We start from the raw sequence: 12,513 nt of genomic DNA, 5'->3' as shown, positions 1-12,513 counted from the left end.
TTAGGCGTGTTTAATAATCTGGTTTTGTGTATACATATTCATAATGGCAAATAAGTCTACTTCGGTTACTTCTTTTTTAGTATCTGCTACGCCTAAGAAATATTCGTATAAAGTATCTAGTTCTGTTTTAGTGACATCATATCCGATATTCTTGAAGCGATATGCTAAGGCAGATCTACCACTACGCGCTGTTAGAATGATAGAAGAAGCGTCTACACCTACATCTTTAGGGTCAATAATCTCATAAGTGTCTCTTCGTTTAATCACTCCATCTTGATGAATACCAGAACTATGAGCAAAGGCATTCGCACCTACGATAGCCTTATTCGGTTGTACTACCATTCCCATCGTAGAAGAAGTCAACTGACTTAAGTGGTTTAACATCGTCGTATTAATATCTGTATGAAAGCCTAAATTTTCATGTTGTTTTAAGATCATGACTACTTCTTCTAGAGCAGTATTACCTGCGCGTTCACCTATACCATTGATAGTACACTCGATCTGTCTAGCTCCATTGATTATTCCAGCGATAGAATTAGCAGTAGCCATTCCTAAGTCATTGTGACAATGACATGATAAGATGACGTTTTCTATTCCTTTGACATGATCTCTTAGGTACTTGATTTTGTTTCCATAATCTGTAGGTAGACAGTATCCAGTAGTATCTGGGATATTGATCACTGTCACCCCTGCTTGGATCACTGCTTCACAGACTTTCGCTAGATAAGCATTATCAGTTCTACCAGCGTCTTCTGCATAGAACTCTACGTCGTGTACATACTTCTTAGCATAAGCTACAGCTTCTGCAGCACGATCTATAATGGCCTCTTGTGTTGAGTTAAACTTGTATTTTATATGTGAGTCAGATGTACCGATACCTGTGTGTATTCTTGGTTTTTGTGCAAACTCTAATGCTTTAGCTGCCGAATCTATATCTTTTGTATTCGCACGAGTAAGTGCACATATTTTAGCGTTTTTAACGATTTTACTAATCGCCTGAACAGCTTCAAAGTCACCAGGACTAGAAATAGGAAAACCTGCCTCAATCACATCAACACCTAATTCATCGAGTTGCTGAGCAATAGTTAACTTTTGTTGTTTATCTAGTTTACAACCAGGTACTTGTTCTCCGTCTCTTAATGTGGTGTCAAAAATCTCAATCTTTTCAGTTTTCATATTTTTATGTTTTTAAATAACTTTAGACAAAAGTGTATAAAAGCTTTTTGTTAACTTTATCAAAAAAACAAAAACTACAATGTTAAAAAACCAATTTCAATATCTAAGTTGTTGTTTTTTAGTTTGTTAAAATATTTTTTATTACAATGTCAAATTGGGGGAAAGACTGGTTATTTATATTGATAAAATCTTTGACAAGGTCAGAGAAACGTCAATTTACTTTATATGTGAATAGGTTGCAGAATAATGCTGATGCTAAATTCATCTCACTATTTAATGCGATGGATAAGATGGAGGAGTATGATGAGCAAGTTATTCTCAAACAAAAAATAACGAGTAAACAACAATTATCCAACTTAAAAGCAAATCTGTATAAAGCTATTTTGGCTAGCCTTCGTATGAATCCTAGTAAGAAAAATGTAAGAATACAGATACGTGAACAATTAGATTTTGCAACCATTTTGTATCAAAAAGGATTACATAAACAAGGATTAAAGATATTAGACAAGGCGAAACAAATCGCTTTAGATGTAGAGGAGAAGAGCCTGGCTCTAGAGATTATAGAACTAGAAAAGGTAATCGAATCTCAGTATATCACTCGTAGTATTACGGGGCGTGCAGACGAGCTTATCGCACAGTCTAATGACCTGATTATACAGAACTATTATGCGACTAAGTTATCTAATCTATCACTGAAGTTCTATAACGAGATGCTTACCTCAGGGTATGCTAAGAGCGAGGAAGATAAGCAAGAACTAATTACCCGATTTAGTGATCAGCTCTTAGATATAGATGTGAAGGTGCTTAACTTTAGAGAGAAGTTGTGGTACTTTAAAGCACATGTGTGGTTATGTTTTCTAATCCAAGATTATCACAACGCTTATAAATATGCTAAGCTATGGGTAACGCTATTCTATGAGCATCCTAAGATGATACAGAGTCATCCTATATGGTATTTAAAAGGGAATTCTTATTTATTTAAAATTTTATTGTTGTTTAAATCAGTGGATAAATACATCTATTGGAATTCTAAGTTAGAAGAACAATTGGCTTTAGAGAGTTTCCCTCAGTCTATGAATATAGATTCTCAGCGATTCTTATTACAGTTTAGTAATAAGTTGAATATAGAGTTTATACAGCAGACTTATAATGGCAGTTTACTTTTTGTCAAGCAATTACAGCGTGGTATTAATGAATATCGAAATATGATCGATGAGCATCACTTCCATATTCTATATTTTAAAGTAGCTTCTTTGTATTTCGGATACAAGAAATATGATGATTCTCTTGCCTATACAGAACGGATTCTCAATAAGTCTGATTACTCTGTACAGGAAGATTTACTATTCCATACCCGTATTTTATCTCTAATGGCACAGTATGAGTCTGGGAAAGATCAGCATTATGAAGACTTTATTAAAGCCAATAGAGCCTTGATGAAAAAGATGAAAAATAAAACACAGATACACGATACCTTTATGAGTCTATTCGAAGGACTATTAGGGGCATCGGTTAAAGATCAGAAGCTTGTGTTAGAGCGATTTGTAAAAGAAACTGAAGAGCTCTATACGAATAGATTTTATGTGAGAAGTATTCTCTATATAGATGTCCTAAATTGGGCAAAGAAGAAAATAGCTTAGTGTAAATATATCGACTTATGCAATGATAAAAGCCACATAGACTTCTTAGTTTATGTGGCTTTGTTTGATTAAAATGTGTTGGATGTTTCAAAAGAATTACTATCTTCGCCACAGTATTAGAAAATAATACAGTATTAATTCCATAGAAATAGGTTATACTTAGTTGTATATGAAAAGGGAATCGTGTGAGAATCACGAACTGTCGCGCAACTGTAAGTAACTCATTAATTTTTTATCCAAGTGATCCACTGTTATTACTTAAGTAATGGGAAGGACGATAAAAAATAGTTACAAGTCAGGAGACCTGCCTAATTCTGTTTATAGACTATGCTTTCGCGGTTTAGAGCTTTATGTCAAGTTGGAATGTGTTTATTATTTAATCCATGAGATTATAGTCTATATAATCTAGGATAAGCGCATTATATCTTTTCATTTAATTCCAAATCATTTTCTCGAATAGCAGTTTGATAGATTTCTATCTAGTCTATAGTATTGTCTGAATACTGTAGGATTAACGAATATAACTATGTTAATAGAAGCAGAGATAGAAGAACGCAAATCGAAGGCAATCACAAGTGTCTTTAAGGTAGTATTTCCAGATACTACTAATCATCATAACACGATGTTCGGTGGACGAGTAATCATGATGATGACAGAGACAGCATTTATGACTGCTACGCGTTTTTGTAGAAAGAACTTTGTGATTGTTAGCAGTGATAAGATTGACTTCAGCAAGCCGATACCAGCAGGCTCATTAGTAGAGATGGTAGGCGAGGTAGAGTCTATCGGTAATACGAGTATTCGCATCCGTGTCAATGTGTACAGAGAGAAGATGAGAGAGGATGAACGCATCCAAGTAGTGACAGGAGTATTTACACTCGTAGCATTAGATGATAATTTCAAACCGATATCTATATTAGACTAGGTTTTATACAAGTAAATTTTGTAAGCATCTTACATTTTTTAGTTTTTGGTAGGGGGATAGACAGGTTAGTGTTTATCCCCATTTTTTTTGACTCCTTTTAACCCAGAATCAGTGATAGACAGATAAACGAAAAGTAATTATACAAAATAGCTCTGAATTAGTGATACAAGCATACTATAGTATGGTTTTAGAGCTAATGAAAGAGATATGAAGTAGAATTGCTTTGTAGTATTTGGCTAACGCTTATTCTGGGTTTAATCTAGTCTTTGAGATCTAAACATTGGTTTCATTATAGCTATCTAACTCCATTTATAAACCTTTTATAAGAGGTATAATCTTAAAAATAATAAACTCATTTTTTTACTTTTTGATTCAAAAATTGACCTTTTATAACGAGTTTTTATAGAGTATACTTCCTTTTTTTTGATAATTAGCTCTGTAAAGACCTATAATTAGTTCTTTTTGAAAAAAAAGATGTCATTTTTTTTAGTAACTAATTTTGTTTAATGTGTTGATTAATAGCGGTTTGTTTGTTTTTTGTGTAGAATGAATAGTTTCTTTATATCCCCTTAAAGCCTTATAAACAGTAGTTTGACTGCAATTCCTTCGACAGTTGGTGGACAATAACCCGTATTTAGTGGGTAAAAGAGGTCGTTAGTCGAAGAAGTGTCCTTTTATTGACCATGTATTTTCCTTGGATATAAGGTTAAAATAAATTTGAGAAATAGTGAATCTGTCAGATAATGTCTAGGATTTTGGAAATGGACTTTATAGTTTTGGATTCACTTGTAAAAAACCAATAAACATCACGCATGAAAGGATTGTTAAACATTGTATTAACAGTGGTATTAGCTACTACAACTATGACTGTATATGGTCAAAAAAAGAAAAGAAATGTAAAGCAGTATAATAGTGTTGAGGTATATCGTGCCAATGATGTTATTCAAGATTTATTAAAATCAGGAAGAGATACGGTTTTTACGAGACATTATTTAAGCAGCTTCTTAGTAGACTCTACGCGTTTATGGAAAGAAGAAGTAAAGTATACAGGAGAAAAACTGGACGATAATAAATATAAGCTGTCTGCTCAGAGTAGGCTTAAAGAAAAGAATTCGGATGAGCTAAAGCTAAATACCGAAAGTGAGAAGGTATATCATAAGAATAAATCAGATGCTGTTTATGTATTGAATAAAAGATATCTAGTGGATGGATTAGTAGAAGAGGTAGTTCATCAGAATAAACAATATGTTGTCAAATGTATAGATAAGGAAGGGAACGTGTTGAATGAAACAGGATGCCTTCGCTACTCTCAGACACCTTTCCCAGTTGAAAAAACAGAAAAGTTTCAAAACAATCTACAAAAAACAATAACTAATCTAGTAAGTAAGAGTAAAGGTAGACTACCTCGTTATATCATATTGGCTATTGAAGCAGATTATGAGAGCCAACGTTGGAATCTAGCTTTAGACTTTCCTAAAGAGTATAAGTTAGGCTCTGATATGCACACTAGTTTAGTAGCTGCTATAGCACATGTGTTAAATAATGAGAAACTAGAAGAATATCATTTTGATAAAGATATTAATGGTAATTATTATAATAGAACTATGTTTATCCCATTATCTTTTAGATGATAAGAATAGTTAGAGATTAAAGAACTCTAGAGTATTGAAAATATAATGTTTTGAAGAAGGAATGATCTAAGAGAATAGTAATAGTTATCTAGGTGATAGGTCGTTTAGAACAAGAGTAATCTTAAATAGAAAGTATTTATACAATAAAGTAGGTGAAAAATACTTTTATAGTTATATGTAATTAAATTATAGAATAAAGAAATAGATATGATAATGAGACAAATGCAATTAAATAGAATAACGGCGTTAATACTTTTTTTAATTTCAGTATTAGGATATGGTCAGGGGGGACCAGCTTCTGATGCGCTTATAATTAATAGGTAGCTTTTAAGTGGATATGATATTGTAAAAGAGTTAAATAAGCAAGAGAAAGATACATTGTTTACTAGATACTTTAACAGTATTAATGCTGTTGATTCTGTATCTACGTGGGACAGAGTAGTGAAGTATACAGGGAAAAGCCTAAAGGATAATCAGTATTTACTAATGACTAAGACTTATAAGCTTGATATAGAAACAAGAAAATTAGTTAAAGAGGAAGAAAGCAAAAGAACTTTATTAGATAAGAAAGGAAAGAAACAGGTCTACATAAGAAAGCAATTCTTAAAAGGGGGGGCTAGTAGAAGAGTATAAGAGTGATAAAGGGAAGGAGACCATTAGCTGTTATGATAAAAATGGAGCTAAGTTAAACGATAAGGGATGTCTGCTATATAGTTATTCTAAATTTCCAGGACATAAGTTTGAGGCTTTATCTATAGATGTAAAACAGGGAATACAGAATCTTCTGTATAGTTCTAAAGGAAAAATACCTTCTTACATCTTACTGAATATAGAAGCTGATTATTTAAGTAAGAAATGGTTTGTAACATTTTCTTTTCCTGAAGACTATAAAGTGAGTAATCATTTGTACTCGGGTTTAGTGATTAATATTCTTAATGCCCTAAATAGTTTAAAAATAGAAGAGTATCACTTTAATAAAGATTTATATGGTAATTTCTATAATCGTAACTATACTATTCCTTTGACATTTATAGCTCACCATGGATAGTTATAGTGTGTTAAATGATAGAATGTAAGTTTTGTATGAAATATTAATAATAAGTTAAAGTTTTATCTTTTTTGTCAGATAATGTCTAGGATATACGGAGTGGACTTTCTAGTTTTGATTTTATATGTAAAATATTAAATCAAACCTCAATGAAAGTATTATTTAAATCAACGCTATTATTTGTAGCTATAGTTATATCTTCACTTGGTTATAGTCAGACTACACCAGGCGGAAGTGCCCTTAGACAGAGTCGAATGAAATTTACGGGGAATGATATTATTAAGAGTATTCTAAAAAAGAATGAGAATATAACTTTTACACGCTATTTCAACGGTGGATTTGAGGTTGATTCTACTCGTTCTTGGACAAATAGAGTGGTCTATACAGGTAGTGTATTAGCTGATAATAAGTATGAGTTTAAATCAAAAATATATAAGAGAGATTTAAATACTAAAGAAGAAACTCTTTATATGGATAGGGTTGTAACCTATCTTAATAAAAAAGAAAAGGGTTCTACACTTGTTACTAAGCAATTTTTGTTGGATGGATTGATAGAAGAGATTACAACTGTAAATAAAGAAAAAGTGATTAAATGCTATTCTAAAGATGGAAAAGTTATTAATACTGATGGTTGTTTGTTATATACTAGATTTAAGTTTCCAAAGGATAAAATGATAGATTTATCTGAAAAAGTGAAGGCAAAAATAACTAATACTATTTATACTAAGAATGGTTCTGTGCCTAATTATATATTAGTAAATATTGAATCTGATTATAAAGCTCAAAAGTGGAATCTGGCATTAGATTTTCCTAGAAATTATAGTTCAGATAATGCTATGTATACTGAATTAGTGACAGATATTATGTATGCTTTAAAAAATGAAAAGTTAGAAGATTATCATTTTAATAGAGATATTAATGGAAATTACTATAATAGCAATTTGATTGTTCCAATTACTTTTAATAAAGCAGTGAATAAAAGATAAGATATTAACTTGGTATAATATGATTGGCGATATAAACTAATTGAGTGTAACATTCAATAGGGAAGAGATAGAAATGAATACGCTCTGATGACTAGTCATCAGAGCGTATTTTTTATACTATTTAGAGTTGTTGCTAAAGAAATAATAAATCACATATAACCATCCGAGAAAGAAATGGACAATGGCCCAAAGAATAGATTTATTTCTCGTCCAAGATAGGAATACTGCGATAAGCGAACCTAGTGTAAGTCCACCTCCCCATATCTTGATGGAGGGACTATCTGCAAAGGCTGAGGTCGTGATAAGGATCATGGCCGTGATCCAAAATGCATGAGATTTGTTCATAATGATTTTGTTTTTTGTGTTAATTACCTATAAAGTTAATAAAAAATAATTTTATAACTAATTGTAATTTAGAGTTGTAATGGAAATAAGGATTGTATTACAACGAAAGGTCAAAAACAAAAAGCTCAAGAATCCTTGAGCTAGTAGAGGTTTATGGCTATGGTAATACATGAAAAAAGCTACTCATAGAGAGTAGCTTTATATGTTGCTTAGTGCTTATGCAAGAATGCTTGTCTTTGTAAAAGAGTTTCTTCACTTTCGACATGGTTGTCGTCAGGAATACAACAATCTACTGGACAAACTGCCGCACACTGAGGTTCTTCGTGGAATCCTTTACACTCTGTACACTTAGAAGGTACGATGTAGTAGAACTCATCAGAAACAGGTTCTTGAGCTGCTTCAGCATCAACTTCAGTACCATCAGGTAAAACTACCTTACCTGTTAAGGCTGTACCGTCTTTATATCTCCAGTCATCTGCTCCTTCATATATCGCTGTGTTAGGACATTCAGGTTCGCAAGCTCCACAATTTATGCATTCGTCTGTTATAATGATTGCCATAGCTTATATTTTGTTTTATATGTATTAACTTTGTATGCAAATTTACACCCAAAACAATTCACAAACAAGTCAATATGAATTTAGATGTTAAAAAAAATGCATTTGTTAAGTTAGGTCAATTTTTGAGCCAATTCGCTGCAAATGAATTTGTAAAAAACAATGATGTATGTCATAATGATGAATTTTTTTCAAAGTTTGAAGAGCTGATTCACAGCTCAGTAAACTACAATGGATGGTTCACATTAGAACAAGTAGTGATCTCGATCAACTCTTGGGCAAGTGCGTTGACACAAGATAATTTAGAAAAGTGGACTTCAAAATATGATTTTTCTACTGAGCCTAATAAGCGAGTAGGATTGATTTTAGCAGGTAATATTCCTTTAGTAGGATTTCACGATTTTATCAGTGTATTGATTTCGGGTAATATTGCTAAGGTAAAAATGTCTTCTAATGACCAAAAATTACTTCCTTTTTTAGCGAATTACTTAGTAGCTGTAGAGCCTGGATTTGCTAGTCGTTTTGATTTTATTGAAGGGAAGATGGAAGGATTTGATGCAGTGATAGCTACAGGAAGTAATAATACAGCTCGTTATTTTGATTATTACTTTAATAGTGTTCCTAATATCATTCGCAAGAATAGAAACTCTGTTGCTGTCTTAGATGGTACAGAGAGTCATGAGGATATGGTGGCTTTAGGTAAAGATGTGTTTACATACTACGGCTTAGGATGCCGTAATGTATCTAAGATATTCGTACCAGAAGGTTATGTATTTGATAGTTTTTATCAAGGTATGTTTGAGTACAAAGATGTTATAGAATATGAGAAATATTCTAATAACTATGATTATAATAAAGCTGTATTCTTAATGAGTGAGTTTAAGATTCTAGATAATGGATTCTTAACTGTGAAAGAGGATAAGGGATATGCTTCACCTATATCGTCTGTATTCTATGAATACTATACTGATATTAATGAGGTAAAAGCGAGACTAGCTGAGGATGTGGATAAGATACAATGTATCGTGTCTAATAATCTAGTAGATGGCAGTATTGCTTTTGGACAGACACAAGAACCACAGTTATGGGATTATGCTGATAATGTGGATACTATTGAATTTTTGTTAGGATTGTAATGATTAGAGATGGCACGGATTATAAATCCGCGCCAACTGATATACGGAACAGGTTACAAACCACACCAGCATTAGTAGAGACGCAATATTTTGCGTGTCACAGTTAATGTTTATAGAACATGGCACGGATTATAGATCCGTGCACACTGATATACGGTACAGGTTATAAATCTGTGACAGCAAGTAGAAACGCAATATTTTGCGTGTCACAGTAAGTAAAGGCACGGATTATAAATCCGCGCCAACTGATATACGGCGCGGGTTACAAACCACATCAGCATTAGTAGAGACGCAATATTTTGCGTGTCACAGTTAATGTTTAAAGAACATGGCACGGATTATAAATCCGCGCCAACTGATAGATTAATTTTAGGATTATAGACTGAACAATTTCACGATATCACAAAAAAACGACATTACAAAAAAACGATTTCACAGTTTCACAAATTCACAGTTTCACAGAAAAAACAACAAAACATGATTAAAGTACATAATTTCTGTGCAGGGCCATGTCTATTACCAGATGAGGTATATAAAGGAGCTGCAGATGCTGTATTGGATTTTAATGGAAGTGGATTATCTATACTTTCGATTTCTCATCGCAGTAAGGAGTTTATAGCTGTACTAGAAGAAGCACAGCATTTGGCTCTGTCTCTGTTGGGACTAGATGGGAAGAGGTATTCAGCTCTATTCTTACAAGGAGGAGCAAGTATGGAATTCTTAAGGGTTCCATATAATCTAATGCAGAAACGAGCAGGATATATCGATACAGGTAATTGGTCTTCTAAGGCTATAGCACAGGCAGAAACATTCGGTCAAGTTGAGGTATTAGCTACTTCTAAGGATAGAAAATATGCTTATATCCCAGAAGATATCGTTATTCCTTCGGGGCTAGATTATGTGCATTATACTTCTAATAATACAATATATGGTACGCAGTTTAGCGATGTGCCTAAGGCAGACTGTCCGATAGTCTGTGATATGAGTTCGGATATTTATTCTAGAGTATATGACTGTGATAAAATAGACCTAATCTATGCTGGAGCACAAAAGAATATAGGCCCAGCAGGGTTAAGTGTTGTTTTAGTAAAAGATAGTATTCTTGGTAAGTCAGGTCGCATGATACCTCAAATGATGGATTATGCTGAGCATATCGATAAAGGTAGTTTATATCACACAGCTAATGTGTTTGCTATATACACGAGTTTATTAAACTTGAGATGGTTACAACGTTTAGGAGGTGTAGAGGCTATCGAAAAGATTAATAATCAAAAAGCAGCTACTCTATATCGTGCTATAGATGAGTTAGATTATGTAGTAGGACTAGCTGATGTAGCATATCGATCAAAGATGAATATGACTTTTGATTTTAAAGAAGAGACAATGAGAAGGGTCTTCGATACATTGTGTATGGAGGCGAATATCACCAATATAAAAGGTCATCGAGTAGCTGGAGGATATCGCGCTTCTCTGTATAATGCCTTGAAACAAGAGAGTGTGGATGCTCTAGTAGAAGTGTTACATACGATGAAATCAAAGATTTAATAAAGAACCAAATAACGCAGATGAGAATATTAGCGAATGATGGTATCCCAGAAGAAGTAAAGAACGACTTAGAGGGATTGGGATTTGAAGTAAAAGAGGTTCGTGTAGCTCACGAACAGTTAGTTAATTATACAAGTAAGAATGAGATAGAGATTCTGTTGTTACAACAGGGAACTTTATTGAATAAAAAAATGATAGATGAGATGTCCCATCTAAAAGCTATTGTTTTTGCAGGTACTTCGATAGACTTAGATAGTATAGATTATATCAAAAGTTGTGGTATTAAGGTAATATGGGCAGAAGAAGCATTGTCTAATGCTACTGCAGAGTTAGTATTTGCACATTTGTTTTCGGGATGTCGTTTGTTACAAGAGTCGAACCGCAATATGCCTTTAGAAGGCGATGCTAGCTTTAAATCTCTACAGCAGTCTTATAGCAATGGGATTGAATTAGCAGGTAAGACACTTGGGATTATAGGTTTAAATACAGCAGGAGAGAAGGTGGCTCAAAAAGCGTTGGCTTTAGGAATGAATGTGTTGTATACAGATGCCTCAGTACCTGAGATTAAAGCTGACTTTGTATTGCCAAATGGAATACACTTTAGAGTAGATTTGGCTTCTACAGATATGCATAGATTATTACATGATTCTCATTTTGTCACTATTCATACTAAACATTATCAAAAGTATATCTTAGATAAAGAGGCATTTAGTCATGCTCATAACTTGATAGGAGTGATTAACTGTGCTTATCCAGAAGCGATTAACGAAGTAGATTTAGTGGATGTAGTAAATGCTGAAACGGTATTGTTTGCTGGGATTGATCGATTCGAAGAGGAGCCTCATCCCGCTATTCAAGTATTGATGCAACCTGCCTTTTCTTTATCTCCTAATATTAATGCTTCTACTGATGAAAGTAAAGTGTTAATATGGGATGAAATTTTTGAGAAAATGCAAGTATTGCGAAAATAATAAGTAGTTTTATACATCTAAAAAATAAAACTATGTTAGAGCAAATTACAAAATTAGTAGAACAGATTAGTTCTAGTGAAGTGGCTAAAGGTGGGATCACGTCAGATCTTACAAGTGCAGTTACTAAAGAAACAGGAGACAGTATTATCAATGGATTAAAGGATAGTGTTAGCTCTGGAGATATTAGTGGATTGACTAATTTATTATCAGGTCAAGCTTCTAATATTGCATCTAATCCTATCGTAACAGGTATGATAGGTAACCTTATCAGTGGATTAGTTGGTAAATTAGGTTTATCAGAAGGTGTAGCTGGAAGTTTTGCTAATGGTGTAGTACCGCAAGTGGTATCAGCTATAGTAGCTAAAATACAAGGAGGAGAATCAGGTTTTGATATGTCTACAATCCTAAGTGGACTAGGACAAGGAGGAGCACAAGATATGCTAGGGTCTTTACTAGGAGGAAAAGAAGGATTAGGAGGAGCAATCGATAAATTAAAAGGATTGTTCTAGTCGTTATAACGCATTAATATAGAGGCGATTATTCATACAATGAA

Annotated in this window: 12 protein-coding genes and 1 riboswitch; of the genes, 9 read left to right on the top strand and 3 right to left on the bottom strand. The window is 33.3% G+C overall.

Translation table 11 applies throughout. The features are described 5' to 3' along the window. Window positions 1-1,176: a 2-isopropylmalate synthase gene (locus MODO_RS07500; RefSeq protein ID WP_006256966.1), complete on the bottom strand. Its 1,176-nt coding sequence runs from the start codon at window positions 1,174-1,176 to the stop codon at window positions 1-3. Between the two features lie 146 nt (window positions 1,177-1,322). Between MODO_RS07500 and MODO_RS07495 the strand changes: the two genes are divergently transcribed. The 5 genes from MODO_RS07495 (at window position 1,323) to MODO_RS07475 (ending at window position 7,406) form a co-directional block, all read left to right on the top strand. After that, window positions 1,323-2,816: a hypothetical protein gene (locus MODO_RS07495; protein ID WP_006256965.1), complete on the top strand. Its 1,494-nt coding sequence runs from the start codon at window positions 1,323-1,325 to the stop codon at window positions 2,814-2,816. A 133-nt stretch (window positions 2,817-2,949) separates the two neighbouring features. Continuing rightward, window positions 2,950-3,142, top strand: a riboswitch (cobalamin riboswitch). 200 nt (window positions 3,143-3,342) lie between these two features. Beyond that, the gene (locus MODO_RS07490) at window positions 3,343-3,741 is read left to right on the top strand and encodes an acyl-CoA thioesterase (RefSeq protein WP_006256964.1); all 399 of its coding nucleotides are present in this window, start codon (window positions 3,343-3,345) and stop codon (window positions 3,739-3,741) included. Between the two features lie 812 nt (window positions 3,742-4,553). Beyond that, complete coding sequence (locus MODO_RS07485; protein WP_006256963.1) at window positions 4,554-5,372, top strand: hypothetical protein; 819 nt, start codon at window positions 4,554-4,556, stop codon at window positions 5,370-5,372. A gap of 378 nt (window positions 5,373-5,750) precedes the next feature. After that, window positions 5,751-6,005 carry a hypothetical protein gene (locus MODO_RS07480; RefSeq protein WP_006256961.1) on the top strand — a complete coding sequence of 85 codons (255 nt, stop codon included), beginning with the start codon at window positions 5,751-5,753 and terminating at the stop codon, window positions 6,003-6,005. A 564-nt stretch (window positions 6,006-6,569) separates the two neighbouring features. Continuing rightward, window positions 6,570-7,406, top strand: coding sequence for a hypothetical protein (locus MODO_RS07475; protein WP_006256960.1), 837 nt, complete (start codon window positions 6,570-6,572; stop codon window positions 7,404-7,406). A 117-nt stretch (window positions 7,407-7,523) separates the two neighbouring features. Here the strand turns inward: MODO_RS07475 and MODO_RS07470 are convergent, their stop codons facing one another. After that, window positions 7,524-7,751, bottom strand: coding sequence for a hypothetical protein (locus tag MODO_RS07470; protein ID WP_006256959.1), 228 nt, complete (start codon window positions 7,749-7,751; stop codon window positions 7,524-7,526). Between the two features lie 209 nt (window positions 7,752-7,960). Next, entirely contained in the window at window positions 7,961-8,311 is a 351-nt protein-coding gene (locus tag MODO_RS07465) for a 4Fe-4S dicluster domain-containing protein (RefSeq protein ID WP_006256958.1), read from the bottom strand. Between the two features lie 74 nt (window positions 8,312-8,385). Between MODO_RS07465 and MODO_RS07460 the strand changes: the two genes are divergently transcribed. From MODO_RS07460 to MODO_RS07445, 4 genes are all read left to right on the top strand, one after another. Continuing rightward, window positions 8,386-9,444, top strand: a complete 1,059-nt coding sequence (locus MODO_RS07460; RefSeq protein WP_006256957.1) for an acyl-CoA reductase — start codon at window positions 8,386-8,388, stop codon at window positions 9,442-9,444. 477 nt (window positions 9,445-9,921) lie between these two features. Continuing rightward, window positions 9,922-10,989: a 3-phosphoserine/phosphohydroxythreonine transaminase gene (gene serC / locus MODO_RS07455; protein ID WP_006256956.1), complete on the top strand. Its 1,068-nt coding sequence runs from the start codon at window positions 9,922-9,924 to the stop codon at window positions 10,987-10,989. Window positions 10,990-11,009: 20 nt separating this feature from the next. Next, the gene (locus tag MODO_RS07450) at window positions 11,010-11,960 is read left to right on the top strand and encodes an NAD(P)-dependent oxidoreductase (protein WP_006256955.1); all 951 of its coding nucleotides are present in this window, start codon (window positions 11,010-11,012) and stop codon (window positions 11,958-11,960) included. 32 nt (window positions 11,961-11,992) lie between these two features. Further along, a complete protein-coding gene (locus tag MODO_RS07445; protein ID WP_006256954.1) occupies window positions 11,993-12,469 on the top strand; it encodes a hypothetical protein in 477 nt (158 codons plus the stop codon). Window positions 12,470-12,513 lie beyond the last annotated feature (44 nt).

The organism is Myroides odoratimimus (assembly GCF_001485415.1).
Classification (GTDB): Bacteria; Bacteroidota; Bacteroidia; order Flavobacteriales; family Flavobacteriaceae; genus Flavobacterium; species Flavobacterium odoratimimum.
This window is presented reverse-complemented; position numbering and strand designations above follow the sequence as displayed.